This window comes from Actinokineospora sp., assembly GCF_052390155.1.
In the GTDB taxonomy this organism is placed as follows: domain Bacteria; phylum Actinomycetota; class Actinomycetes; order Mycobacteriales; family Pseudonocardiaceae; genus Actinokineospora.
The window spans coordinates 60,593-86,368 of sequence record NZ_JBQTHF010000024.1 but is presented as its reverse complement, the minus strand read 5'-3'; the positions used below and the strand labels follow the sequence as shown (position 1 = coordinate 86,368).

Here is a 25,776-nt window from a genome sequence, read left to right as displayed (position 1 = left end):
ATCACCGGGGCGCCAGTGGCCGCCCCGGGTTCGTACGGGAGGCAGCGCAGTGGCAGGCACGAGTGGTCGGAAGCCCGCAGGGGCACCGAAGAGGAAGCCCCTTGCGGGCGGCAACGTGCGCAGTTTCCCCGAGCTGGACCAGACCCCGGACGGCGCCGAGCTGCCGCTGCGGCAGCGGCAGGTGCTGGAGGTCATCCGGTCCTGGGTGCAGCGCTTCGGCTATCCGCCCAGCGTCCGGGAGATCGGCGAGGCGGTGGGCCTGACGTCCACCTCGTCGGTGGCCTACCAGCTCCGCGCCCTGGAGGAGAAGGGCTACCTGCGCCGCGATCCGAACCGGCCGCGCGCGATCGGCGTGCTCCCCGCCGACGCGACACCCGCGCAACTGCGCGGCGAGCGGATCACCCCGGTGATCATCGAGCAGGACGACCAGGGGCCCAAGCCGACCTACGTGCCGGTGCTCGGCCGGATCGCCGCCGGTGGCCCGATCCTGGCCGAACAGGCCATCGAGGACGTGTTCCCGCTGCCGAAGGAGATCGTCGGCGAGGGTTCGCTGTTCATGCTCAAGGTCGCGGGCGACTCGATGATCGACGCCGCCATCGCCAACGACGACTGGGTCGTGGTGCGCCAGCAGCCCACCGCCGACAACGGCGAGATCGTCGCCGCGATGATCGACGGCGAGGCCACGGTGAAGACGTTCAAGCGCCGCGACGGCCACGTCTGGCTGCTGCCGCACAACGAGGCGTACGAGCCGATCCCGGCCGACGACGCGACCATCCTTGGCAAGGTCGTGGCGGTGTTGCGCAGGCTCTGAGCGGTCTCAGGCGCGCTTGCGCGCGCGACGGTGCATGAGCCACAGCGTCCCGCCGACGGCTACGGCGGTGAACCCGATCGCGGGCAGGGTCGCGAGCCCGCCACCGTCAGCCGGGGCAGGCGCCGCCGCGCCGCCGGAGCGGTCCGCGGTGTCGGCCGGAGCGGGCTCGGACCTCGCCGGGGCCAGCGCCGTCGCGCCGGGCACCACCCGGATGGGCTCGCCGACGCCCTCGGATGCGGACACGAGCGTGCCGTCCGGTTCGAGCGCGATGGCCTCGCCCTGCTGCTCCCCCGGCAGCGGGACCCTGGCGGGCTCCCGCTTGAGCGCGGCCAGGACGTCGCCGTCCGGCGCGGCGTAGAGGTACGCGTCGGTGTAGGTGCGCAGCGCGACGACAGTGCCGTCCGGGCTCACCGCGCCGCCGGTAACCAACACCGAGCCGACGATCGGGGGAACGGGCCCGCCCTGGGTGTCGGTGCTGCTCAACTGCACTGAGCCGACGTTCTCCAACATCGTCGGCCCTGGGCTCACCAGGGCTGCGATAGGCCGGTAGATGTCCGCGCGGCCGAGCGGGTTCTTGGTGACCAGGTACGGCGTGCCGGTCCGGTCGAGCAGCAGCGCCTCGGTGTCGTGTGGACCGTCGGGATAGGTCAGTCGGTACAGCGTGGTCTTCCCGGCGGGCGTGAGCGCGATCAGCGCGACCGTGGTGCGCTTCTTGTCGTTGTCGCCGACGTCGGCCAGCCAGAACGTCCCGTCGGCCGCGCGGGCGAGGTCCTCGACGTCGAACGGGTCGGTCGGCCCGCTGATCACACGCTCGACCACGCACGCCTTGGTCAGCACGAACACGCTCGACTTGGTGCCGCCGTCGTTCACCGCGTACCACCGGTCCCCGTCGGCGACCAGGCCCGACAGCTCGCCGAGCCGCTTGTCCGCCGTGACGCACTTGTCCGACGGGGCCTGCGGCTGCGCCACCGCACCCGCGGCACCGAACCCCACCAACCCCGCGACGAGCGCGGCGGTCACCAACGCCCGCACTGCCACCTCCCACTCCAGCGACTCCCACCCACGGTAGCCGTCGGGAAGTCCACGCAATGCAGGACGTGTCCGACCGCGCCGGGTTCACCCGGACGTGCCGAAGACCCCGGCGAACCGGGGCCTTCGGCGCGGTCTACGCGGAGCTGCCGTTGGCGGTGAAGCCCGCCAGCACCCCCGCGAGGTCGACATTGACCCGAGCCCGGAGCTGGGTGCCCGCCTCGGTGTGCTCCTCGGTCAGCACCTCGCCCTCGCGGTACACCCTGGCCACCAGCTCGCCGCGCGCGTACGGGACGAGTACGTCGACCTCGTGGTCGGGGCGCGGCAGCAGTTCGGCCATCCGCTCACGCAGCTCGGGCATGCCCGCACCCGTGTGCGCGGAGACGAACACCGCGCCGGGCAACAGGTGGCGCAGCCGGGCCAGCGCGAACTCGCTGGTCGCGTCGACCTTGTTGACCACCACCAGCTCGGGCGGCATCCGCAGGTCGCGGCGCTCGCCGATGTCGTTGAGCACCTCGCGCACGGCCGTCACCTGCCACTCGGGCATCGGGTCGGCGCCGTCGACCACGTGCACGACCAGATCGGCGTCGGCGACCTCGTCCAATGTGGACCGGAACGCCTCGACGAGCTGGTGCGGCAGGTGGCGCACGAACCCGACCGTGTCGGTCAGCGTGTAGACGTGGCCTTCCGGCGTCTCGGTGCGCCGGGTCGTCGCGTCGAGGGTGGCGAACAGCGAGTCCTCGACGAGGACGCCCGCGCCGGTGAGCGCGTTGAGCAGGCTCGACTTGCCCGCGTTGGTGTAGCCGGCGATGGCCACGCTCGGGATCGAGTTGGCGACGCGCCTGCCGCGCTTGGTGTCGCGGACCGTGCCCATCGCCTTGATCTCCTTGCGCAGCTTGGAGATCTTCGCGCGGATGCGGCGCCGGTCGGTCTCCAGCTTGGTCTCACCGGGACCGCGCAGACCCACGCCGCCGTTGCCGCCGCCCGCCCGGCCACCCGCCTGGCGGGATAGCGTCTCGCCCCAGCCGCGCAGACGCGGCAGCAGGTACTGGAGCTGCGCCAGCTCGACCTGGGACTTGCCCTCCCGGGACCGCGCGTGCTGGGCGAAGATGTCCAGGATCAGCGCGGTGCGGTCGACAACCTTGACCTTGAGTCGCGCCTCCAACTGCTGGAGCTGGCTCGGCGAGAGCTCGCCGTCGCAGATCACGGTGTCGGCGCCGGTCGAGCGGACGATGTCGCCGAGCTCCTGCACCTTGCCGGAGCCGATGTAGGTCGCCGGGTCGGGCCGGTCGCGGCGCTGCACGAGGCCCTGGAGCACCTCGGAACCCGCGGTCTCGGCCAACCTGGCCAACTCGGCGAGCGACGCCTCGGACTCCAGCGCGGAACCGTCGGTCCACACCCCGACGAGCACCACCCGCTCCAGGCGGAGCTGCCGGTACTCGACCTCGGTGATGTCCTGCAGTTCGGTCGAGAGACCCGCTACGCGCCGTAGCGATGAGCGCTCTTCCAGTTCGAGTTCACCGAGGGAGACCTCAGCCGGATCGGTCATCGCGCCGTTGATCTCCTGCTGAGTGAATTCCTCTGTCACCTGGTGAACCCGTCCTTCGTGTAGTGGCGAAACAGTCGGTACCCGTTCGGTATCCGGCCTCTCCATGGTCGCACGTTGTAGCCGGCAATTCGACCCGGTTATTCACCGGGATAGAACGCGACGTAGATGGCGGTGCGGGCGGCGCCCTGCGCGAGTGGTCGCCGCGCGTACTCGTCGAGCAGGGCGCTGATCCGGTCCATCAGCTCCGCCCGGCCGGACTCGTCCACCTGAACGACCAGGCGGGTCTGGTCGACCTTGGCCAGGCCGGCGTCGGACACCTCGCCGAGGTACGCCTGCAGCATCGCCTCGGCCAAGTCGACCCGCCCGTCGTACCGGTAGCTCAGCCCCCAGGACAACCCGGTCGAGCGATACGGGATCTCCTTCGCCCCGCGGTTGCCCCGGCGTGCGGGCAGCGCTTCGAGGAATCCGGCGGCGACGAGTTTGCGCACGTGGTGCAGCGTGGTCGAGGGGTCCTTGTCGAGCCGCTCGGCGATCTCCTTGTTCGTCAGGGGTCGGTGGTAGGCAAGGCGGATGATCCGCAGCCGGACCGCCGACCCCAACGCCTCCAGTTCGACCGGCGTCGCGGCACGACGGTTCACGGGAAGTTCGCTCACCCCCCAACTCTAGGACCGCGGACCTGTGCCTGTGCACAAGTGATTGACACTTTCCAATCACTTTGCCACCATACCCACATGACCACACTCCGCACCCACCACGACTTCCGCAGACTCTGGGCAGGCGACACGATCGCCCAGTTCGGCACGGCGGTCGGCCACATCGTGCTGCCGCTGCTGGCGGTGGCCGTGCTGAACGCGACCCCGTTCGAGATGGGTGTGCTGACGGCCGCGGAGACAGCGGCGTTCCTGCTGATCGGACTGCCCGCCGGCGCCTGGGTCGACCGCGTGCGGCGAAAACCGCTCATGGTGCGCATGGACCTGGCCCGCGCCGCCCTGCTGCTCACCGTGCCCACCGCGTGGTGGCTGGGCATGCTGACGCTCACCCAACTCGTCGTCGTTGCCCTGCTGGTCGGCGCCTGCACCGTGTTCTTCGACGTCGGCTACCAGTCGTACCTGCCGTCACTCGTCGGGCGCGGGCACCTGATCGAGGGAAACGCGAAGCTGCAGGCCAGCCACTCCGTGGCCCAATTCAGCGGCCCGGCGTTAGGTGGCGTGCTGAGCCAGGCACTCGGCGCGGCCACCGCCTTGCTGACCACCGGCCTGGGCTACCTGGCGTCTGCGGCGTTCCTGTCCAGGATCAAGGCGGCCGAACCGGAGCCCGCTCGGCCCGTAGAACGCGACCTGCGCGCGGAGGTCGCCGAGGGGCTGCGGTTCGTCCTGCACAACTCCTACCTGCGGGCGATCGTCGGCTGCACGGCGACGTGGAACCTGTTCTTCGGCGTCGAGGGTGCGGTGTTCGTGTTGTTCCTGGCCCGTACGATCGGCCTGAACGCGACCGGGATCGGCCTGGTCATGGCGTTGGCCGGGGTGGGCGGCGTGCTGGGCGCGGTGGCGTCGTCCCGGGTGAACCGGGCCATCGGCCAGGCCCGCGCCATCTGGCTGGTGCCCCTGGCCAGCGCACCGTTCGGCCTGCTCATCCCACTGGCTCAACCCGGCTGGTCGGTGAGCCTCGTCGTAGTGGGCTTCCTGGTCGTCAGCTTCTCCGGCGTGGTCTACAACGTGGCCCAGGTCAGCTTCCGCCAGGCCATCTGCCCCGACCACCTGCTCGGCCGAATGAACGCCAGCGTCCGCTTCATCGTCTGGGGCACCCTCCCGCTGGGTGCGCTGATCGGCGGCACCCTCGGCACCTGGATCGGCGTCCGAGCCACTCTGTGGGTGGCTGTCACCGGTTGGCTCCTGGCCTCGCTGTGGGTAGTCCTGTCACCCCTGCGCTCCTTACGCGACATCCCCGAACCGGAGGAGGTGCCCACACCGACCCCACACGGCCCAACTGCCTAACCGGCAAGGGGACAACCCCGCAACGGTGACCCCAGCGCACCGTCTGTCAGGAGACGTGGGCGGCCCACCAGCCCGGGTCGAGTTCACCGCGCGCGACGAAGACGGCAGGACCGGTCAGGGTGCTGGTGGTTTCACCGATGGTCACGTGGACCGTGCCACCCGGAATGTGCACAGTGGACCGACCAACGGACTCACCGCGGGCATGCAGGGCGGCGGCGACCGCCGCGACGGTGCCGGTGCCGCACGACCGGGTCTCGCCGACACCGCGTTCATGGACGCGCATGCGGATCTCGCCGGGACCGGCGGGAACAACGAACTCGACGTTGACGCCGTAGGGGAAGAACATCGGGTTCACGCCGGGCTGCGTGGTCAGGTCGAGCAGGGCAAGGTCGACTCCGTCGAGCACACACGCGAGGTGCGGGTTCCCGACGTCCACGGCGAGACCCTCGAACGACGTGCCCGACACACTCGCGGACGAGCGGCCGAAGATCTGGACCGGTCCCATGTCGACGGTGACCGAGCCGTCGTCGTGCACGACTACCGGGCGCACGCCCGCGCGGCTGCCCACCGGGAACTCCGCGGTGTCCACGAGACCGGCGTCGCGGAGGTAGCGGGCGAAGACGCGGACGCCGTTGCCGCACATCTCGGCCACGGAACCATCGGCGTTGCGGTAGTCCATGAACCAGACGTCGCCGCCGAGGTCGGCGGGGGCGTCGGGGACGGCTTTGGCCCGCACGACGCGCAGCACGCCGTCGGCGCCGAGGCCGCGGCTGCGGTCGCAGAGCGCGCGGACCCGCGCATCGGTCAGCTCCAACTCGCCGTGGGGGTCGGGCAGCAGCACGAAGTCGTTCTCCGTGCCGTGCCCCTTGAGGAACGCGATCGCCACGGTGACCAGGCTACGGGCGCACCAGCGCGAGCGCGGCGTCGACCAGGTCGGCGCGGGCGGCGTCGAGCCAGGTGATCCGCTTGTCGCGGCGGAACCAGGAGCGTTGCCTGCGCACGAACCGCCGGGTGGCGCGCGCGGTCTCCTCGGCGGCGCCTGCCAAGTCGTGGTCACCGTCGATGGCGGCGAGCACCTGCTGGTACCCGAGCGCGCGGGAGGCGGTGCGTCCGTCGCGCAGGCCCTGATCCGCCAGGGCGCGCACCTCCTCGACGAGCCCGGCCGCGAACATTCGCTCGACCCGCAGGTCGACCCGCGCGTCCAACTCGGCGGGCGCCCGGTCGAGGCCGATCAGCACCATCCCGTAGCGCGCGGGCCCGGGGCGCGGCAGGCTCGCCGAGAACGGTCTGCCGGTCAGCTCGATGACCTCCAGCGCCCGCACGACGCGCCGCCCGTTGCTCGGCAGGATCGACGCCGCCGCGACCGGGTCGAGCCCGGTCAGCCGCTCGTGCAGCGGGGCGGCGCCGACCTCGCCCAACTCGGTCTCCAGACGCGCGCGCAGCCCGGCGTCGGTGCCCGGAAACTCCAGCTCGTCCACGACAGCCTGAACATAGAGGCCGGACCCGCCGACGAGCACCGGCACCCTGCCCGCGGCGAGCACACCTTCCACCGCGGCGCGCGCGTGGCGCTGGTAGGCCGCGACCGACGCCGTCTCCCCCACGTCGAGGACGTCGAGCAGGTGGTGCGGGACGGCGCGGCGCTCCGCGGCGGTGATCTTGGCGGTGCCGATGTCCATCCCGCGGTACAACTGCATGGCGTCGGCATTGACGACCTCCCCGCCGAGCCGTTCGGCGAGCGCCACCCCGAGGTCGGACTTGCCGGTGGCCGTCGGCCCCACCACGGCGACGGCGCGGGTCACGCGGCCACCGGCTCCCACTCGGCGAAGTGGTAGGCCACCCCGAACGGCACCGAGACGTTCGACCGGGCGCAGCGCCAGGCCCGTCCGTCGGCGTGGACGGCACCCGCGAGCACCTGCCAGGGACCGCGACCCGAGGCGCCCAGGTCGGCGGCCAGCGCGGGATCGAGGTCGAGCAGGGCAGCGGCGTCGGCCGCGGCGAACGCGGCGGCGGCCCGCGCGTCGAAGTCGCCCGCGCGGTCGTCCGGCCGCCCGACAGCGCGCTCGCCGTGCCGGTGCGAGCCGTCGCCCAGGACGAGGAGGCCGACCGGGGCATCGCCGGCAAGCTCATCGGTGATGCGCCTGCCCTCGGCCGCGCACTCGGCCGGGTCGAGATCGGCCGGGATCACCGCCGCGGTGACCTCGTCCGCGCCCACCTGTCCGCGCAGCCAGCCCGCCACCAGCACGGGCAGCGGCAGCGTCGGGTCGGCGAACGCCAGGTCCGCACGGGACCCGAGCGCGACCCGCACGTCGACGCCGAACCCGCGGAACGTGCCCGACGAGACCGGGCCGAACCGAGCGGCCGCGGCGCCCGAGCCGACCGCGAACCACCGGGGCGCGGTCCGCGCCAGCGCCCGCGCGATCCCCACGCACGCCACCCGCACGGCGTCCGCGTCGACATCGCGCCCGCCGACGAGTTCCGGCACGAGCAATGGCGGGTGCGGCAGCACGGCGACACGGGAGATCACCGGCCCGAGATTACTGTCCGTCGAACATTCTCGGTCTGCGCGGCCCACCCGCGGCCGACTTTTCCGGCACCATGATGACCATTGCGGCCCTCGGAGTACCCAGGCGGCGCTTGACCTGTTTGAATGCGCCCGGTATCGAAAGCCGCACGGCCCGAGGGTCGTACGCACAGTGCTGGGCCCCGCGCGAGCGGGGCGCCCGTGGTGAACGCGGGCACGCAGGCGGGAGGAGCCGGTCATGACGGAGAAGGACGAGAGCGCCGAGGCAGCGGCGGAGAAGTACGGCAACCACGTGGTCGACACGGCCGAAGAGGTCGAGCAGGCAGCCGTCTCCCCCGACGCGGCACCGGAAGAGTCCCCCACCGCGACCGATGACCGCACCGCCGCCCTGCCAACGCCGTCGCCCGCGGCACTCGCCCCGGTCCGGGCAATCCCCTCTCCCGCGAGCCTGGCTGGCGGCCCCGGCCAAGCCGAACAGGCACGCGCCGCCGCACCGTCCCCCGCCAAGCCTGCCGCGGACGAAGCGCCGCGCCCCGCTGACCCGGTCTCGGTCACCACCGTCGACACAGCACTGTCCTCAGTCGACACGGCCGCGACCGCCGACGTCGACACCACACCCTCTTCCACCGACCGGGCACCGTCCCCCGCCGACATGAGCGGGACCGCCGCCGCCGAGACAGCACCGCGCCCCATCGCGCCCGCCGAAACCGCACCCCGCCCCACGGCTCCGGTGCACGAACCGAGCCGAGTGCCCACAGCCGAGGCGGCGCCCGCGACCGAAGAGCCCAAGCCGACGGCGATGCCTGCCGTCGTCGCGGCCCCCGGCCCGGCCCATCCCGCCGTCTCGGCCCCGGGCGACGGCGCGGCACCCCAGGTGGCACACGCGTCGGCCGATCCGTCGAAGTGGGGTCGTGTCGACGCGGACGGCACTGTCTACGTGCGCACAGCCGACGGCGAGCGCGCGGTCGGTTCGTGGCAGGCCGGTGAGCCCGCGGAGGGCCTCGCGCACTTCGCCCGCCGGTTCGACGACATCCGCACCGAGGTGGAGTTGCTGGAGGCCCGGCTGGTGTCGGGGTCGGGCGACCCCAAGCACGCCGCGACCAACGCCAAGCACATCAAGGAGAGCCTCGCCGAGGCGCACGTCGTGGGCGACCTGGTCGGGTTGGCCGCGCGGATCGACTACGTGCTCGCGCACGCGGCGGTGGCCCTCGACAAGGCCAAGCACGCCCGGGACGAGGCGCGGGCAGGGTCGGTCGCGCGCAAGCAGCAGTTGGTCGAGGAGACGGAGAAGCTCGCCGAGGAGTCGACGCAGTGGAAGGTCGCGGGCGACCGGCTGCGCGCGATCCTCGACGAGTGGAAGACGATCAAGGGCGTCGACCGCAAGACCGACGAGCAGTTGTGGCGCCGCTTCTCCAAGGCCCGCGACACCTTCAACCGCAGGCGCGGCTCGCATTTCGCCGACCTGGACCGGCAGCGGGCGACGGCGAAGAGCCGCAAGCAGGAACTGGTCGAGGAAGCCGAACTCCTCGCTGAATCCGACGACTGGGGGCCGAGCGCGGGGCGCTACAAGGAGCTCATGCTGGAGTGGAAGGCGGCGGGCCGGGCCCCCAAGGACGCCGACGACACACTGTGGCAGCGGTTCCGTGCGGCGCAGGACAAGTTCTTCAGCCGCCGCTCCTCGGTGTTCGACGAGCGCGACGCCGAGTTCGCCGACAACGCGAAGAAGAAGGAAGAGCTGCTCACCGAGGCCGAAAAGATCAACCCGGCGAGCGGCGACCTGGAGGGTGTGCGCGCGCAACTGCACCGCATCCAGGAGCGCTGGGAAGAGGTCGGCAAGGTGCCGCGGGAACGCATCCGTGAGCTGGAGGGCAGGATGCGGGCGGTCGAGGAGAAGGTCCGCACCGCCGCCGACGCCCAGTGGCGCCGCACCGACCCCGAGGCCGAGGCCCGCGCCGCCCAGTTCCGCGAACGGGTCGAGCAGTTCGAGGCCCAAGCCGCCAAAGCCCGCGCCGCGGGAGACAAGCGCCGCGCCGAGCAGGCCGAGGCCCAAGCCGCCCAGTGGCGCGAATGGCTGGCCGCCGCCGAACAGGCCGTCGCCTCCCGCTGACCAGCTTGGAGGTACCCGCCGAGAACGCCGGCGGGTACCTCTCCGCCGCCAGACAGGCCGCTGGACGACAGTGGGGCTATCCGGTCGAGGGGCTCAGGTGCGGGACCAGGCGGTGCGGAACCAGAGGACGGCCAGCACCACCATCGCGATCTCGCTGATCACCAACCCGATGCCCGGCCCGGGTGAGGTGAGGCCCGCCGTCGACTGGCGGGTCCAGATGGCCAGCACGCCATCGACTGAGGCGAACCAGCCGCCGAGGGCGGCGATCCAGGCCATGCCCCAGCGGCGGGTGATCAGCGTGAGCGCCGACGCGGCGATGCCGAACAGGACGGACGTGGCGGCGAACAGGCGCGGGACCATGCCCGCCTTGCCCGCGGCGTCGCCTTGGCCGAGCAGGACTTCCCAGCCCGCGGCGGTTCCCATCCACGGCAGCAGGTGGCCGATGATCAGAACGAACACGGCGACCGACGCCACCACGGCGCGGCCACCCAGCTCGACCGTCCGCACGGCACGGTGTTCGACGGCATCGATCTCCGCGCGCAGGCTCGCCATGTCCGACTCGTCAGCGCTCACTGGACCCCGATCTCCGCGTGGCGCGCTCGCCACACCCGATTCGTCGGCGCTCATTGGGCCCCGCACCCGGACGCGGGGGCGGGGGCCGGGGCGCCGAAGGACGGCAGGCCGAGGCCGACACCGGAGGTCTTGGGGCGGATGCCCGCGGCGAAGTGGTCGCCCGCGCGGGTGCGGCGATGTGACACCAGCGCGCCGTCGGCCACCAGGTGGTGCGGGGCGGCGTAGGTGATAGCCACCTCGACCACGTCACCGGGGCGGATGGTGCCGGTCGGGACGAAGTGGACCAGGCGGTTGTCCCGGGCGCGGCCGCTCATCCGGTGGGTGTCGGCGTCCTTGCGGCCCTCGCCGGTGGACACCAGCACCTCGACGGTGCGACCGACCAGTTCCTTGTTCAGCTCCCAGGAAATGCTCTCCTGCAACCGAACCAGCCGGTCGTAGCGTTCCTGGACGACGGCCTTGGGCACCTGGTCGGGCAGGGTCGCCGCCGGTGTGCCGGGGCGCTTGGAGTACTGGAAGGTATACGCACCAGTGAACCTGGCCTCGCGCACCACGTCAAGGGTGGCCTGGAAGTCCACTTCGGACTCGCCGGGGAAGCCGACGATGACGTCGGTGGTGATGGCCGCGTCGGGCATGGCCGCGCGCACCTTCTCGATGATCGACAGGTACCGCGCCGACCGGTAGGACCGGCGCATCTCCTTGAGCACCTGGTCCGACCCGGACTGCAGCGGCATGTGCAACTGGTGGCACACGTTCGGCGTCTCGGCCATGGCCGCGATCACGTCGTCGGTGAAGTCCTTGGGGTGCGGCGAGGTGAACCGGACCCGCTCCAGGCCCGCGATGCCGCCGCACGCGCGCAGCAGCTTGCCGAAGGCGAGCCGGTCGCCGAACTCGACGCCGTAGGAGTTGACGTTCTGGCCGAGCAGGGTCACTTCGAGCACGCCCTCGGCGACCAGCGCCTCGACCTCGGCGAGCACGTCGCCCGGGCGGCGGTCGCGTTCGGTGCCGCGCAGCGCGGGCACGATGCAGAACGTGCAGGTGTTGTTGCACCCCACCGAGATCGACACCCAGCCCGCGTGCGCGGAGTCGCGCCGCGCGGGCAGCGTCGAGGGGAAGACCTCCAGCGACTCCAGGATCTCGACCTCGGCGCGCCGGTTGTGCCGGGCGCGCTCCAGCAGCGCGGGCAGCGAACCGATGTTGTGCGTGCCGAAGACGACGTCGACCCAGGGCGCGCGCTTGACGATCTCGCCGCGGTCCTTCTGCGCCAGGCAGCCGCCGACGGCGATCTGCATGTCCGGGTTCGCGGTCTTGGCGGGCGCGAGGTGGCCCAGGTTGCCGTAGAGCTTGTTGTCCGCGTTCTCCCGGACCGCGCAGGTGTTGAACACGACGACGTCGGCCGCCCGGCCGTCCGCCGCGACATAGCCCGCGTCCTCCAGCAGACCGGAAAGCCGCTCGGAGTCGTGGACGTTCATCTGGCACCCGTAGGTGCGGACTTCGTAGGTGCGCGCGCTCATCTCGCTGTCCGAGGGTACGCGGCCACCCGCCGCCGACATCGCCGGGAGTCGAAACCCGTGCGCCTCTTCTGGCACGATCACCGAATGGCGCGTACGCGACTGACGACCAGGCTCGGCGGGGTGCTGCTCACCCTCCTCAGCGTGGCAGGCCTGGCCGCGGGGTGCGACAGCCAGTTCGCCGGAACCAGGCTGCGCATCGCGGCGGGCGGACCATCTGGGGTCTACAACTCGCTGTCGCAGGGGTTGGCGAACACCTGGCAGTCCCAGTTGGGGATCGAACGGCCCGAGGTGCTGGAGACCAAGGGCTCGCCGGACAACCTGCGCAAGCTCGTCGGCGGCGAGGCCGACATCGCCTTCAGTGCGGCCGACGTCGCCGCGCAGCCGATGCCGGGGCCGCGCAGGCCGCGCGCGCTGGCCCGCATCTACGACGACTACCTGCACTTGGTGGTGCGCGAGGACGGGGCGATCACGAACCTGGCGGGGCTGCGGGGCATGCGGGTGGCCGTCGGCGCCGCGGACTCCGGTGTCGCGTTCATCTCCAAGCGGATACTCGACCTCATTGGCCTGTCCGAGCCGGGCGCGCTGACCATGCGCTACCTCGGACTCGACGACTCGATCAGGGCGTTCAAGGCCAAGCAGGTCGACGCGTTCTTCTGGTCCGGCGGCCTGCCGACCAAGGGGATCACCGACCTGGCCGCGGTAATCCCGGTGCGGCTGCTCGACCTGGCCGAGGACATGCCCGCGATACGCAACCAGTACCCGGTCTACAACTCCGCGTCGATCCCGGCCTCGACCTACGACCTGGCCGGGGGCGCGGTGAACACCCTCGCCGTGCCGAACTTCCTGCTGGTCACCGACGCGATGTCGGACGACTTGGCGACGGCGCTGGTCGGCGGGATGTTCGCGGCCCAGTCCGACCTGGCCAAGTCGAACCCGGCGGCGCTGGCGATCGACATCCACGCCGCGATCGAGACCGACCCGGTCGAGCTGCACCCGGGCGCGGCCCGCTTCTACCGCGACGAGAAAGCCTGATCAGGCCGGGTCCGCGGGTAGGTCGACCGCGACCCGCAGGCCGCCGCCCGCGGGCAGGTCGAGCCGCAGTTCGCCGCCCGCCTTGGCCACGATGCGGCTGACGATCGCCAGGCCGAGCCCCGAGCCGGGCACGTTCTGGTGGGCGTGGCTGCGCCAGAACCGGTCGGTGGCCCGCTCCAGTTCGTCTGCCCGCAGGCCAGGGCCGTGGTCACGGACCGCGAGCCGCACCCGCTCGGCGTCGGCCGCCAGGCTGATCTCCACCGCGCTGCCGGGCCCGGTGAACTTCAGGGCGTTGTCCAGCAGGGCGTCGAGGATGCCGTCGAGGCCGCGCGGGGGTGCGAGGGCGCGGATGTCGCCGACCTGCCCGACGGTGCCCAGCGCGACGTCGCGGGACGCGGCCACGACCTGCCAATCGGCGACGCGCTCGGCCACCACCTCGTCCACGTCGACCGGCACCAGTTCGCCGCTCGCGCTCTCCGCGCGGGCCATCGCCAGCAGCTCGTCGAGGATCCGGTTGAGCCGGTCGGCCTCCGCGGCCGCGGCGACCCGGTGGTCGTCGGCCTCGGCGTCGACGTGGCCTTCGAGGTTCACCAGGCGCAGTTTGAGCGCGGTGAGCGGGTTGCGGAGCTGGTGGGAGGCGTCGGCGACGAACGCGCGCTGCGCGGCCAGCGTGTCGCCGACGCTGGCGGCCATCCGGTCGAACGACCGGCCGAGTTTGCGCAGCTCGGGCGGGCCGCGGTCGCCGCCGACACGTTCGGCGTCGCGGCCGCTCACCACGGCGGCGACGAGCGAGCCGGTGGCCTCGTCGAGCCTGCGCACCGGCCGCAGGATCCACTGGATGACCGGCACGGCGAGCAGCAGCGCGAGCCCGAACGCGAGCACCCCGCCCGCGCCGATGAGCAGCCACCACCAGAGCATCCGGTCGCGACTGCGGTCAGTGGGCGAGACGGACACGACCGCGCCGCGCACCTCGCCGTCGACCAGCACCGGGCCTGCCAGCACCATCGTGCGGTCGTCCCACGGCAGCAGCAGCGGCCCGGCCTCGGCCCGCCGCCCGGCGAGCGCGGCGTTGAGCCGGTCGTGCACGTCGGGGTCGGTCAGGTTGATCGGCACCGGACCGTCCGCGCGGCCGGAGCTGACCGCGGGGTTGCCGTCCTGGTCGACGACCACCACGTCGATGCCGTAGAGCTGGCCGTAGCGCTGCAACTCCTCGCGCAGGGACTCCGGCCGATCGTCGGTGAGCGGACGCTGCGCCATCGACGCGAACCGGGTGGTGTCGGTCAGCCGGTCGAGGAACATCCGCTGCTGCTCGGCGCCCGCCACCGACAGCGCCAGCGGGATGCCGAGACCGAAGACGAGCAGCGCGACCAGGAACCACACCATGCTCAAGAGCCGTGTCCGCACGACGCCCCTCCCCCGGATCCTCAGTCGAGTGTGCCCGGTTGGCTGGCCAAGCGGTAGCCGACCCCGCGCACCGTCTCGATCAGCGCGGGCCTGCCGAGTTTGGTGCGCAGTGTGGCCACGTGCACGTCGAGCGACCGGTTCTCCGCCGACCCGGACCGACCCCACACCTCGGCGAGGATCTGCTCCCGGGTGCAGACCGCGCCGTGCGCGGCGACGATCAGCCCGAACACGTGGAACTCCTTGCGGGACAACGACACCGCCGCACCGTCCACAGTGACCTCGTGTCGGTCGAAGTCGACCTTCACGTCGGCGACCTGCGCCACCCCGGACTGCGCGGGCGCGCCGGGCGTGGGTGTCTTGCGCCTGCGCACCGCGTGCACGCGGGCCACCAGTTCGTCCACGTCATAGGGCTTGACCAGGTAGTCGTCCGCGCCCGCCCGCAATCCGAGGATGCGGTCGTCCACCTCGCCGCGCGCCGACACCACGATGACCGCGACGTCGCTCGCCGCGCGGATCTGTCGACAGAGGACGACACCGTCCACATCGGGCAGTCCGAGGTCGAGCAGCACCACGTCGACATCGCCGATGATGTCGAGCACGCCTGCGCCATGGGCCAGGCGTTTGATGGTCAATCCGCGCCGCACCAGGGCCGGGATCAGCGCGTCCGCGACCCGGTCGTCGTCTTCCACGAGCAGCACTCGCACGCGTGTCCTCCGCTTCGCCGGACGCCTGTGTGACAGAGTTGAGACCCTAAGTGTTGCTCAAGCGGCATGGACATCGGTGTGTCCCGGAGTAGGTTTCCGCCATCGCGTGCCCGCCGACGCCCCAAACCGTAGAGATCGCGCTCGTGGAGGAGAAGAATGACCGCCTCTGACACCGCTACTCCGATGATTCGGATGGAGGCGGTGGACAAGTTCTTCGGACCGTTGCATGTCCTCAAGGACATCACCCTCGAAGTTCCCAAAGGCCAGGTCGTGGTCGTCCTCGGCCCGTCCGGTTCGGGCAAGTCCACCCTGTGCCGGGCGATCAACCGGCTCGAACCCATCAACTCCGGCGTCATCGAGGTCGACGGCAAGCCGCTGCCCGCCGAGGGCAAGGAGCTAGCCCGGCTGCGGGCCGAGGTCGGCATGGTGTTCCAGTCGTTCAACCTGTTCGCGCACAAGACCATCGCCGAGAACGTGACCCTCGCGCCGGTCAAGGTCCGCAAGCAGCCGCTGGCGCAGGCGCGCAAGACCGCGATGGAACTGCTGGAGCGGGTCGGCATCACCAACCAGGCGGACAAATACCCCGCGCAGCTCTCCGGTGGTCAGCAGCAGCGGGCCGCGATCGCCCGGGCACTGGCCATGCGGCCCAAGGTGATGCTGTTCGACGAGCCCACCTCGGCACTGGACCCGGAGATGGTCCAGGAGGTGCTCGACGTGATGACCACCCTCGCCAGCGATGGCATGACGATGCTGGTGGTCACGCACGAGATGGGCTTCGCCCGCAAGGCGGCGAACCGGGTGATCTTCATGTCCGACGGCGAGGTCGTCGAGGACAGCACGCCCGACCTGTTCTTCACCGCGCCCAAGTCGGGCCGGGCGAAGGACTTCCTTGGCAAGATCCTGACGCACTGAGAACCAATTCCCGATCGGCTGGACCGCAGCCGACGACCAGAAGGAGCACACATGCGACTCCGGGGCCTCGTGGTTGGCGCCGTGACCGCCGCTCTCACCCTCTCGATGGCAGCGTGCGGTGAGTCCAGCGACTCCAGCGGGTCCAACCCGCCGGTGAACACGGAAGTGCAGTTCGAAGCGGGCACGAAGATGGCCGACCTCAAGCAGGCGGGCAAGGTCAAGATCGGCACCAAGTTCGACCAGCCGCTGTTCGGTCTCAAGGGCCTCGACGGCAAGCCGACTGGCTTCGACGTCGAGGTCGCGAAGCTCATCGCGGCCAAGATGGGCATCTCCGCGGACAAGATCGAGTGGGTGGAGACGCCCTCGAAGGTCCGCGAAGAGGTCATCGAGCAGGGCAAGGTCGACTTCGTCGTCGCCACCTACACCATCAACGAGAAGCGCAAAGAGCGCATCTCCTTCGCAGGCCCGTACTACGAGGCGGGCCAGGACCTGATGGTCAAGAAGGACGACTCGACGATCACCGGGCCGGACGCGCTCAAGGCTGCCAACGCCAAGGTCTGCTCGGTCACCGGCTCCACCCCGGCCGAGAAGATCAAGACCTACGTGGACGCCGCGAACATCGTGCTGTTCGACGTGTACTCCAAGTGCGCCGACGCGCTGCGCACCGGCCAGGTGCAGGCCGTGACCACGGACAACGTCATCCTGCTTGGCCTGGTCGACGCCAGCAAGGGCGAGTTCAAGTTGATCGGCAAGCCCTTCACCAAGGAGCCTTACGGCATCGGCGTGAAGAAGGGCGACACCAAGTTCTGCCAGTTCATCGTCGACACGCTGAAGTCGGCCGCCGGTGACGGCGCCTACGAGAAGGCGTGGAAGGACACCGCGGGCAAGGTTGCGCCCAACGTCCCGACGCTGCCCACCGCCGACGCCTGCAAGTAGATCGAGTGACCCGCGCTCGGGGCGCCCGCCACCACGGCAGGCGCCCCGAGCCGTAACTCGGGCTCGGAGAACACGTGAACGTCATTCTCGACAACTTCTCGCTGTATTGGGAGGGGTTCGTCAAGACCCTCCTGATCTGCGGCTACGCCTTCGTCGGCTCGCTCGCGCTCGGCCTGGTCATGGCCGCGTTCCGGGTGTCCCCGGTGCCGCCGCTGCGCTGGGTCGGCACCTCCTGGGTCAACGTCTTCAGGAACTGCCCGCTGACCGTGGTGCTGTTCTTCTGCGCGTTCGGCCTGCCGGAGCTCGGCATCAACGGCCAGTACTTCTGGTTCGGCGTCGCCGGTCTGGTGCTCTACACCTCGGCGTTCGTCTGCGAGGCGGTGCGCAGTGGCATCAACTCGGTGCCCGCGGGCCAGGCCGAGGCCGCCCGCGCGGTCGGCCTGACCTTCACCCAGTCGCTGTCGAACATCATCCTGCCGCAGGCGTTGCGCACGGTCGTGCCGCCGCTGGGCAGCGTGATCATCGCGATGGTCAAGAACTCGGCGATCGTCGGCGCGTTCGGCGTCGGCGGTGAGCTGTTCGCGGTGACCGACACGCTGACGGGCTCCCGCGGCGAGGCCGCGTTGCCGGTGCTCACCGGCGTGGTGATCGGCTATCTGGCGATCACGATTCCCGGCGGGCTGACGCTCGGCTGGCTGGAGCGGAAGGTGGCGATCGCCCGATGAGCTCGTCCGTGCTCTACGACGCCCCCGGACCCCGGTCCAAGCGCCGCGTCCTGATCGGCAGCATTATCGCCGTCGCCGCGCTGCTCGCCGTGGTCGCGCTCGTTGTCCGCCAGCTCGACAAGCAGGACCAGTTCGCCGAGGACAAGTGGGCGCCGCTGTTCAACCCGAGCGACGAGAACTTCGTCCTGGTGTGGCAGCGGATCGGCGAGGGGCTGTCCAACACGCTGATCGCCGCCGGACTCGCCATGGCGTTCTCGCTGGTCATCGGCACACTGCTGGCGGTCACCAGGGTCACAGCGGCCCGGTGGTACCGGTGGGCCGTGGTCGGCCTGATCGAGCTGCTGCGCGGTGTCCCGGTCGTCATCGCGATCTTCTTCGCCGCCCGGGTGCTGCCCGAGCTGGGCGTTGACCTGGAGCCGCTGTGGTTCCTGGTGATCGGCCTGACCGCGTACAACTCCGTGGTCATCGCCGAGATCGTGCGCGCGGGCATCAACTCGCTGCCCAGGGGCCAGGGCGAGGCCGCGGAGTCCCTCGGCATGCGCCGCTCGCAGGTGCTGGCGCTGGTGCTGCTTCCGCAGGCGTTCCGGGCCATGCTGCCCGCGCTGATCAGCCAGCTCGTCGTGGTGCTCAAGGACACCTCGCTCGGCTTCATCATCGGCTACGAAGAGGTGGTCCGGGTCTCCGGCCAGATCGTGCAGAACCTCTCCAACTCGATCCAGGTGTACCTGCTCATCGCGGTTATCTTCATCATCGTGAACTACGCGCTGAGCCGGTTCGCGATCTACGTCGAGCGCAGGTTGAGCCAGGGCAAGAAGACCGCCGTCGTCGACGGCGAGCCCGCGACGCTCTCGGCCACCGCGGTCGGCGGCGCGGGCGCGGCGGGCGGCGGCTGATCCGTCCACAGGCGACAAAATGGCCCGGTCCACTTCGGACCGGGCCATTTCGTGCACTCAGGACGTTCAGGTCTTCGAGCGCTTGAACAGCTTGTTGCCCAGCCACACCACCGGGTCGTACTTGCGGTCGGCGACGCGCTCCTTCATCGGGATCAGCGCGTTGTCGGTGATCGCGATGTGCTCGGGGCAGACCTCGCTGCAGCACTTGGTGATGTTGCAGTAGCCCAGGCCGTGTTCCTCCTGCGCCTCGCGCACCCGGTCGGCCGAGTCGAGCGGGTGCATCTCCAGCTCGGCGATGCGCATCAGATAGCGCGGGCCCGCGAACGCCTCTTTGTTCTCCTCGTGGTCACGCACCACGTGGCAGGTGTTCTGGCACAGGAAGCACTCGATGCACTTGCGGAACTCCTGCGAGCGCTCCACGTCGACCTGCTGCATGCGGTACTCGCCGGGGGCCACGCCGGGCGGCGGGGTGAACGACGGGATCTCGCGCGCCTTGGTGTAGTTGAACGACACGTCGGTCACCAGGTCGCGGATCACCGGGAAGGTGCGCATCGGGGTGACCGTGATGACCTCGTCCTCGGTGAACGTGGACATCCGGGTCATGCACAGCAGCTTCGGGCGGCCGTTGACCTCCGCCGAGCACGAGCCGCACTTGCCCGCCTTGCAGTTCCAGCGCACCGCCAGATCGGGCGCCTGGGTGGCCTGGAGGCGGTGGATGATGTCGAGCACGACCTCACCCTCGTTGACCTCGATGAGGTAGTCCTGCAGCTCACCGGAGTCGACGTCGCCGCGCCAGACCTTGAACTTCGCCTTGTAGGCCACGTCAGGCCGTCCTTCCCGGGTGCGTGGTCAGCTCGCCCGCGGTGTAGTACTTCTCCAGCTCCGGCAGCTCGAACAGCTCCAGCAGGTCCTCCCGCATCGAATCCTGTTCCTTCGGCGTGATCTCCACGCCGGGCACCACCGGGTCGTCGGTCTTCGCACTGCACACCAGCAAAGTGTTGCGCCACTGGGAGTCCATGCCCGGGTGGTCGTCGCGGGTGTGCCCGCCGCGGCTCTCGGTGCGCAGCAGCGCCGCGCGGGCGACGCACTCGCTGACGAGCAGCATGTTGCGCAGGTCGATCGCCAGGTGCCAGCCCGGGTTGAACTGCCGGTGCCCCTCGACGACCACGTTGCGGATGCGGCCGCGGATGGCCGACAGCGTGTCCAGTGCCTGCTCGATCTCCGCCGCCTTGCGGATGATGCCGACCAGGTCGTTCATCGACTGCTGCAGCTCGTTCTGCAGGGTGTAGGGGTTCTCCTCCACACCGTCGGACGGCGGGTCGAACGGGGCCAGCGCCATCGCCGCCGCGGTGTCCACATCGGACTGCGCGACCACCGGCCTGGACTCCAGCGACTCCACATAGGACGCCGCGCCCAGCCCGGCCCGCCTGCCGAAGACCAGCAGGTCCGACAGCGAGTTGCCGCCGAGGCGGTTGGACCCGTGCATGCCGCCGGAGCACTCGCCCGCGGCGAACAGGCCCGGCACGGTCGAGGACGCGGTGTCCGGGTCGACCTCGATGCCGCCCATCACGTAGTGGCAGGTCGGCCCGACCTCCATCGGCTCGGCCGTGATGTCCACATCGGCCAGTTCCTTGAACTGGTGGTACATCGAGGGCAGCCGCTTCTTGATCTCCTCGGCGGGCAGCCTGCTCGCGATGTCGAGGAACACCCCACCGTGCGGCGAGCCGCGGCCCGCCTTCACCTCGGAGTTGATGGCCCGGGCGACCTCGTCGCGGGGCAGCAGGTCCGGCGTGCGCCGGTTGCTCTCCTGGTCGGTGTACCAGCGGTCGGCCTCGTCCGGGCCGTCGGCGTACTGGCCCTTGAACACGTCCGGGATGTACTCGAACATGAACCGCTTGTCTTCGGAGTTCTTCAGCACGCCGCCGTCGCCGCGCACGCCCTCGGTGACCAGGATGCCCTTCACACTCGGCGGCCAGACCATGCCGGTCGGGTGGAACTGGACGAACTCCATGTTGATCAGCGTCGCGCCCGCGCGCAGCGCCAGCGCGTGCCCGTCGCCGGTGTACTCCCAGGAGTTCGAGGTCACCTTGAACGACTTGCCGATACCGCCCGTGGCCAGCACGACAGCCGGGGTCTCGAACAGCACGAACCGGCCCGACTCGCGCCAGTAGCCGAACGCGCCGGAGATCCGGTCGCCGTCCTTGACCAGCTCGGTGATGGTGCACTCGGCGAAGACCTTGATCCGGGCCTCGTAGTCACCGGTCTCGGCGAAGTCCTCCTGCTGCAGCGAGACGATCTTCTGCTGCATGGTGCGGATCAGTTCCAGGCCGGTCCGGTCGCCGACGTGGGCCAGCCGAGGATAAGTGTGGCCGCCGAAGTTGCGCTGGCTGATGCGGCCGTCCGCGGTGCGGTCGAACAGCGCGCCGTAGGTCTCCAGCTCCCAGACGCGGTCCGGCGCCTCCTTGGCGTGCAGCTCGGCCATGCGCCAGTTGTTGAGGAACTTGCCGCCGCGCATGGTGTCGCGGAAGTGCACCTGCCAGTTGTCGTTGGCGTTGGCGTTGCCCATGGACGCGGCGCAGCCGCCCTCGGCCATGACGGTGTGCGCCTTGCCGAACAGGGACTTGCACACCACGGCCACGCTCAGCCCGCGCTGGCGCGCCTCGATCACCGCGCGGAGCCCCGCGCCGCCCGCGCCGATCACGACGACGTCGTAGGAATGCCGCTCGACCTCGGTCATTGGGTCCTCTCACTCAAGGGGGTGGCGGTGTCAGAAGAACCGCAGGTCGGAGATGGCGCCGCTGGCGACGAGCATCACGTAGAGATCGGTCAGCAGCAACGTGGCGAGGGTCGTCCAGGCCAGCCCCATGTGCCGGACGTTGAGCTTGGAGATCAGTGTCCAGGCCCGGTAGCGCACGGGGTGCTTGGAGAAGTGCTTGAGCCTGCCGCCCGCGATGTGCCTGCACGAGTGGCAGGACAGCGTGTACGCCCAGAGCAGGACGACGTTCACCAGCAGGATGATGTTGCCCAGGCCGAGCCCGTAGGTGAGGGCCACGATCGCGTCGTAGGTGTTGACGACCGAGACCACCAGGGCCACGTAGAAGAAGTACCGGTGGGCGTTCTGCACGATCAGCGGCAGCTTGGTCTCACCCGAGTAGCTGCCATGCGGCTCGGCCACCGCGCACGCGGGCGGCGACTGCCAGACCGAGCGGTAGTACGCCTTACGGTAGTAGTAGCAGGTCAGCCGGAAGCCGAGCAGGAACGGCAGGGCCACGAAGCCCAGCGGGATCCAGCCCGGCAGTTCGGGCAGCGGGGTGCCGAAGTGGGCCGACCCCGGCAGACAGGAGTCGCTCAGGCACGGTGAGTAGAACGGCGTCAGATAGCCGAATTCCTCGACCCAGTACCACTTCCCCATGAACGACCGGGCCCCCGCGTAGACCACGAAGGTCAGCAGGCCGAGGTTCGTGAGCAGGGGCGGGAGCCACCACCGGTCGGTCCGCAGGGTGCGCGCGGAGATGCGCGCCCGATTGGGGGCGCCGACGCCTGAGGTCATCGTGTCCTCGTCTGTTCAGAGTCTTCGAGCAGTGGAGTGTGGTGCAGAGGCTAGCGCTGGTATCCGCCGACGCCTTCATCGTCCGCACCGTGCCACAGCGCCGGGTCGTAGGGCGTGTCGGGCACGACAACGACGTCGCCGCCTGCCGATGCGGGGTTTCTGGGCACCGGGGCCGTGGACGCGGCGGTGAACTCGCCCGCATCGATATCGATCCGCTCGATGTCGTTGGCGAGCCTGCGCACCGCGGGGATGTCCCCGTATCTGGCCCGCAGGGCGTCGACGCAGTGCCGCAGTTGGCCGATGGTCCGCTGCAGCTCGCTGAGCTCCGTGCTCGACATGTCACATCTCCGTACGCGCGTCCGGTCGCGACGCCGGTCCGTGACGCATGGTGGTGGACTCGGCGCCGCACGCCGCCCGCAGTGCCCTGCGGGCGGCAGAGGTGACAAGTACCACATGCACCCGTTTGGCGGGTTGCCGACCCTCGGCGGAGCGCGATATCGGCCTGTGATTTCTGGCACACGAGCAGCCCGCGCAGCCCTTGTGAACGGTCGAAAACCCTTGTGCCACAAGGGAAATCCGAGCCTCGACCGACTACGGGCGGCTGCCGCTCGCACGCTGTCGCCGCGGTCGACGTCCAAGACCCCGTGGGACCGGGCGCGTCAGTCCGGGATGGCGTCCAGCGTGGTCGCCGCCTCCCCATCGGCCCGTAACTCGTCGCGGACGACGCGGTACGCCATGCCCTCCGAGTAGCCCTTGCGGGCCAGCATCCCCACCAGTCTGCGGATCTTGACCTGTTCGTCGAGGCTCGCCATGGCGCCCAGCTTCTTGCGCACGAGCAGGCGCGCGCGCTCCTGCTCGGCGTCGCCGTCCACCGCGGCCACGGCCTCGGCGACCACCTCGTCGGCCACCCCCTTGCGACGCAGCTCCACGGCGAGCGCGCGCCTGCCGAGGCCCTGGTGGGCGTGCCGGGACCGCACCCACGTCTCGGCGAACGCCTCGTCGTCGATGAGGCCCGCCGCGTCGAACTTGCCGAGCACCGCGTGGGCGACGTCGTCCGGGATCTCCTTGCGCCGCAACGCCTGTTCGAGTTCCTGACGCGTGCGCGCACGGGCGGCCAGCAGCCGGTAGCAGATGTCCCTGGCCGTGGCCGCCGGGTCGTCCTGGTCGGTCTCGCGCGCCGACGATTTCCCGGGGGGCGAGTCGGTGTCCGGCCCCGACCCCCGGGTCCTGCGTGCGTATCTGCGGTCGACCACTAGAACTCGACGGGCGCCGGGGCGGTCTCGTCGGCGTCGAGCTTGGCGCCGATGCCGAGCTTGTCCTTGATCCGCTTCTCGATCTCGTCGGCGACGTCCGGGTTCTCCAGCAGGAACTTGCGGGCGTTCTCCTTGCCCTGGCCCAACTGGTCGCCCTCGTAGGTGTACCAGGCGCCGGACTTGCGCAGAATGCCCTGCTCGACGCCCATGTCGATCAGCGAGCCCTCGCGGCTGATGCCCTTGCCGTAGAGGATGTCGAACTCGGCCTGCTTGAACGGCGGGGCGACCTTGTTCTTGACCACCTTGACCCGGGTGCGGTTGCCGACGGCGTCGCCGCCGTCCTTGAGGGTCTCGATGCGCCGGACGTCGAGCCGGATCGAGGCGTAGAACTTCAGCGCCTTGCCGCCGGTCGTGGTCTCCGGGCTGTTGTGCACGACGATTCCGTCAGCCAAGTAGTTGTGCGAGCCTTCCACCTCGATGTCGAAGCGATTCATACTCGGATAATCGGACCTGGACTTGATCGACAGCACCCTGGCCGGGACGGGTCGCGTCTCGATATCGGCGAACTCGGGCTCCACCTTGAACTGCCCCCTGAACCGGGGCGACAACTTGTACTCCATCGACGGATGCACGTACGGCGCGATCAAGTGCTGGAAGCGCACTGTCGCGGCAGTGGTGAACTGAAGCACAGGAATCTGTCGTGTTCCCCGGATCGTCAGCTTGACATCGAGGTCGTAGTTGTCGCGCAAATACTCCACAAGCCGCTGCTGAGTGCCTTCGCTCATAGCCGCGACGCAGATCTCGATGCGACCACTGCCGCCCTCGGTACGCTGCTGCACGCCCTTGGACCGAAGCGTGAAACATCCGTCATCCATGTACCAAACTGCCAGCGAAAGCGGAGTAAGCGCCTTGAGGTAGTCCCAGGAAAGATGTTTCTTCCCGTCACCGAAGTAGATCGCCTGGCGAAGTTCGCCCAATTCAGCCAGCGGGGTGAAATCCGCGAATACCGCACCCTTGGCGTTGGTCGACCGACTATGCGGAACATTCGCAAGCAGCGACACCTTCCAGTCCAGGTAGTCCACCTGCCGCGCACCGTGCCCCATTCGGAAACGGGCGCTCGCGTCACTCTTTCGGATGGCGGGAGACAGACTCCCGTCGCCCATGACCGCCCCGAGAACTACCTGCCACTGCATATCGCCGAGATAATGCTGCTGCGCCAGCATGACTCGATCGCCGGGGATGATGTCCCCGGCCTCGGTCCAGCCACCAGGAGTCCGAATGAGATGATTGACAGTCATCGCCATTCGAGCACGACCTCGACCGGCACCTCCGCCCGCGCGTTCGACAGTGAACTCAAGGAATTCGGGAGTTGCGCCGTTGTTGAACCAGCCGACCACCTTCTTGGGAACGATTTTACCGAGCGCCAGATCGTAGGACAACACCTCGACCGGGAGCTTCTGATTCACGATCTTGCCAAGCTTTTCCTGGGTGCCATCCGCCAAGGTGACCCGGGTGTCATAGGAACCACATCCGAACATCACCCCGATCTTCTCCCGGAGCTGGTTGATGAAGATCGCGGTGGTGCCGGTGTTGCTCATCGCGCCGGTCATCTTGCGCAGCGCCTGGCTCATCAGCCGGGCCTGGAGGCCGACGTGGTTGTCGCCCATCTCGCCCTCGATCTCGGCGCGCGGCACGAGCGCCGCCACGGAGTCGATGACCAGGATGTCGAGCGCGCCGGAGCGGATCAGCATGTCCGCGATCTCCAGCGCCTGCTCGCCGGTGTCGGGCTGGGACACCAGCAGGGCGTCGGTGTCGACGCCGAGGTTCTTGGCGTACTCGGGGTCGAGCGCGTGCTCGGCGTCGATGAACGCGGCGATGCCGCCTGCGCGCTGGGCGTTGGCCACCGCGTGCAGGGCGACCGTGGTCTTGCCGGAGGACTCCGGGCCGTAGATCTCCACCACGCGACCGCGGGGCAACCCGCCGATGCCGAGCGCGACGTCCAGGGCGATGGCGCCGGTCGGGATGACGGCGATCGGGGCACGCCCCTCGTCCCCGAGGCGCATCACGGAGCCCTTGCCGAAATTCTTGTCGATCTGGGCAAGGGCGAGTTCTAGCGCCTTGTCCCGGTCGGGTGCTGCTGGTGCCATCTTCGATCCACCTCGGTTGACTCGAGTCTGTTTCGTACTCACGTCGCCGACGCTACGGGCAAGGGCCGACGTTTCTCGGCAGGCACCGCCGGTCTGTGGACAGACGGAGACCATGTGGACAACAT

The 25,776-nt window shown here is 70.0% G+C and carries 24 protein-coding genes and 2 pseudogenes; 8 read left to right on the top strand and 18 right to left on the bottom strand.

Annotation, left to right across the window (positions count from 1 at the left end; all coding sequences use genetic code 11):
- Positions 1-115: 115 nt before the first annotated feature.
- Entirely contained in the window at positions 116-811 is a 696-nt protein-coding gene (gene lexA, locus ACT4N7_RS09030) for a transcriptional repressor LexA (RefSeq protein ID WP_444828157.1), read from the top strand.
- A gap of 6 nt (positions 812-817) precedes the next feature.
- On the opposite strand, the gene ACT4N7_RS09025 is transcribed toward lexA, so the two are convergent.
- The 3 genes from ACT4N7_RS09025 to ACT4N7_RS09015 form a co-directional block, all read right to left on the bottom strand.
- Positions 818-1,843 carry a hypothetical protein gene (locus tag ACT4N7_RS09025; protein WP_444828156.1) on the bottom strand — a complete coding sequence of 342 codons (1,026 nt, stop codon included), beginning with the start codon at positions 1,841-1,843 and terminating at the stop codon, positions 818-820.
- A 133-nt stretch (positions 1,844-1,976) separates the two neighbouring features.
- A complete protein-coding gene (gene hflX / locus ACT4N7_RS09020) occupies positions 1,977-3,389 on the bottom strand; it encodes a GTPase HflX (protein ID WP_444828222.1) in 1,413 nt (470 codons plus the stop codon).
- Between the two features lie 137 nt (positions 3,390-3,526).
- A complete protein-coding gene (locus ACT4N7_RS09015; RefSeq protein WP_444828155.1) occupies positions 3,527-4,042 on the bottom strand; it encodes an ArsR/SmtB family transcription factor in 516 nt (171 codons plus the stop codon).
- A gap of 78 nt (positions 4,043-4,120) precedes the next feature.
- Between ACT4N7_RS09015 and ACT4N7_RS09010 the strand changes: the two genes are divergently transcribed.
- The gene (locus tag ACT4N7_RS09010) at positions 4,121-5,383 is read left to right on the top strand and encodes an MFS transporter (RefSeq protein WP_444828154.1); all 1,263 of its coding nucleotides are present in this window, start codon (positions 4,121-4,123) and stop codon (positions 5,381-5,383) included.
- Between the two features lie 46 nt (positions 5,384-5,429).
- Here ACT4N7_RS09010 and dapF read toward each other — a convergent pair whose 3' ends face one another.
- The 3 genes from dapF to ACT4N7_RS08995 are packed head-to-tail and all read right to left on the bottom strand — an operon-like array spanning position 5,430 to position 7,907.
- Complete coding sequence (dapF, locus tag ACT4N7_RS09005; RefSeq protein ID WP_444828153.1) at positions 5,430-6,269, bottom strand: diaminopimelate epimerase; 840 nt, start codon at positions 6,267-6,269, stop codon at positions 5,430-5,432.
- A 10-nt stretch (positions 6,270-6,279) separates the two neighbouring features.
- Positions 6,280-7,182 (bottom strand): tRNA (adenosine(37)-N6)-dimethylallyltransferase MiaA, encoded by a 903-nt coding sequence (miaA, locus tag ACT4N7_RS09000; protein WP_444828152.1) that lies wholly within the window; start codon positions 7,180-7,182, stop codon positions 6,280-6,282.
- The gene (locus ACT4N7_RS08995) at positions 7,179-7,907 is read right to left on the bottom strand and encodes a hypothetical protein (RefSeq protein WP_444828151.1); all 729 of its coding nucleotides are present in this window, start codon (positions 7,905-7,907) and stop codon (positions 7,179-7,181) included. Before ACT4N7_RS08995 ends, miaA begins: the two co-directional genes overlap by 4 nt.
- Positions 7,908-8,703: 796 nt before the next feature.
- Between ACT4N7_RS08995 and ACT4N7_RS08990 the strand changes: the two genes are divergently transcribed.
- Positions 8,704-10,011 (top strand): DUF349 domain-containing protein, encoded by a 1,308-nt coding sequence (locus tag ACT4N7_RS08990; protein WP_444828221.1) that lies wholly within the window; start codon positions 8,704-8,706, stop codon positions 10,009-10,011.
- Positions 10,012-10,104: 93 nt separating this feature from the next.
- On the opposite strand, the gene ACT4N7_RS08985 is transcribed toward ACT4N7_RS08990, so the two are convergent.
- Positions 10,105-10,563 (bottom strand): Rv2732c family membrane protein, encoded by a 459-nt coding sequence (locus ACT4N7_RS08985; RefSeq protein WP_444828220.1) that lies wholly within the window; start codon positions 10,561-10,563, stop codon positions 10,105-10,107.
- A 71-nt stretch (positions 10,564-10,634) separates the two neighbouring features.
- Positions 10,635-12,095 carry a tRNA (N6-isopentenyl adenosine(37)-C2)-methylthiotransferase MiaB gene (gene miaB, locus ACT4N7_RS08980; RefSeq protein ID WP_444828219.1) on the bottom strand — a complete coding sequence of 487 codons (1,461 nt, stop codon included), beginning with the start codon at positions 12,093-12,095 and terminating at the stop codon, positions 10,635-10,637.
- 84 nt (positions 12,096-12,179) lie between these two features.
- On the opposite strand from miaB, the gene ACT4N7_RS08975 reads away from it, so the two are divergent.
- The gene (locus ACT4N7_RS08975) at positions 12,180-13,127 is read left to right on the top strand and encodes a TAXI family TRAP transporter solute-binding subunit (RefSeq protein ID WP_444828150.1); all 948 of its coding nucleotides are present in this window, start codon (positions 12,180-12,182) and stop codon (positions 13,125-13,127) included.
- Here ACT4N7_RS08975 and ACT4N7_RS08970 read toward each other — a convergent pair whose 3' ends face one another.
- Together ACT4N7_RS08970 and ACT4N7_RS08965 are read right to left on the bottom strand one after the other, a co-directional pair.
- Positions 13,128-14,531: a sensor histidine kinase gene (locus ACT4N7_RS08970; protein ID WP_444828149.1), complete on the bottom strand. Its 1,404-nt coding sequence runs from the start codon at positions 14,529-14,531 to the stop codon at positions 13,128-13,130.
- A gap of 20 nt (positions 14,532-14,551) precedes the next feature.
- Complete coding sequence (locus ACT4N7_RS08965; RefSeq protein ID WP_444828148.1) at positions 14,552-15,235, bottom strand: response regulator transcription factor; 684 nt, start codon at positions 15,233-15,235, stop codon at positions 14,552-14,554.
- Positions 15,236-15,418: 183 nt separating this feature from the next.
- Here ACT4N7_RS08965 and ACT4N7_RS08960 point away from each other — a divergent pair, with 183 nt between their 5' ends.
- From ACT4N7_RS08960 to ACT4N7_RS08945, 4 genes are all read left to right on the top strand, one after another.
- Entirely contained in the window at positions 15,419-16,147 is a 729-nt protein-coding gene (locus tag ACT4N7_RS08960) for an amino acid ABC transporter ATP-binding protein (RefSeq protein ID WP_444828218.1), read from the top strand.
- 51 nt (positions 16,148-16,198) lie between these two features.
- Positions 16,199-17,083 carry a glutamate ABC transporter substrate-binding protein gene (locus ACT4N7_RS08955; RefSeq protein ID WP_444828147.1) on the top strand — a complete coding sequence of 295 codons (885 nt, stop codon included), beginning with the start codon at positions 16,199-16,201 and terminating at the stop codon, positions 17,081-17,083.
- Between the two features lie 74 nt (positions 17,084-17,157).
- A complete protein-coding gene (locus tag ACT4N7_RS08950) occupies positions 17,158-17,808 on the top strand; it encodes an amino acid ABC transporter permease (protein ID WP_444828146.1) in 651 nt (216 codons plus the stop codon).
- On the top strand, positions 17,805-18,701 hold the full coding sequence (locus tag ACT4N7_RS08945) for an amino acid ABC transporter permease (RefSeq protein WP_444828145.1): 897 nt from the start codon (positions 17,805-17,807) through the stop codon (positions 18,699-18,701). Before ACT4N7_RS08950 ends, ACT4N7_RS08945 begins: the two co-directional genes overlap by 4 nt.
- A 66-nt stretch (positions 18,702-18,767) precedes the next feature.
- On the opposite strand, the gene ACT4N7_RS08940 is transcribed toward ACT4N7_RS08945, so the two are convergent.
- The 8 genes and pseudogenes from ACT4N7_RS08940 to recA all read right to left on the bottom strand — a co-directional run.
- Entirely contained in the window at positions 18,768-19,523 is a 756-nt protein-coding gene (locus ACT4N7_RS08940; protein WP_444828144.1) for a succinate dehydrogenase/fumarate reductase iron-sulfur subunit, read from the bottom strand.
- Position 19,524: 1 nt separating this feature from the next.
- Positions 19,525-21,438: a fumarate reductase/succinate dehydrogenase flavoprotein subunit gene (locus ACT4N7_RS08935; protein ID WP_444828143.1), complete on the bottom strand. Its 1,914-nt coding sequence runs from the start codon at positions 21,436-21,438 to the stop codon at positions 19,525-19,527.
- Positions 21,439-21,468: 30 nt separating this feature from the next.
- Positions 21,469-22,251, bottom strand: a complete 783-nt coding sequence (locus tag ACT4N7_RS08930; RefSeq protein WP_444828142.1) for a hypothetical protein — start codon at positions 22,249-22,251, stop codon at positions 21,469-21,471.
- Between the two features lie 50 nt (positions 22,252-22,301).
- Complete coding sequence (locus tag ACT4N7_RS08925) at positions 22,302-22,589, bottom strand: hypothetical protein (protein WP_444828141.1); 288 nt, start codon at positions 22,587-22,589, stop codon at positions 22,302-22,304.
- A gap of 321 nt (positions 22,590-22,910) precedes the next feature.
- Positions 22,911-23,504, bottom strand: coding sequence for a regulatory protein RecX (locus ACT4N7_RS08920; RefSeq protein ID WP_444828140.1), 594 nt, complete (start codon positions 23,502-23,504; stop codon positions 22,911-22,913).
- Complete coding sequence (locus ACT4N7_RS08915) at positions 23,504-23,998, bottom strand: hypothetical protein (protein WP_444828217.1); 495 nt, start codon at positions 23,996-23,998, stop codon at positions 23,504-23,506. The genes ACT4N7_RS08920 and ACT4N7_RS08915 overlap by 1 nt, the downstream gene beginning before the upstream one ends.
- Before the next feature lie 171 nt (positions 23,999-24,169).
- Positions 24,170-25,042, bottom strand: a pseudogene (locus ACT4N7_RS08910) (intein-containing recombinase RecA); the annotation flags it as partial.
- Positions 25,034-25,651, bottom strand: a pseudogene (recA, locus tag ACT4N7_RS08905) (recombinase RecA); the annotation flags it as partial. The pseudogenes recA and ACT4N7_RS08910, both read right to left, overlap by 9 nt.
- Positions 25,652-25,776 lie beyond the last annotated feature (125 nt).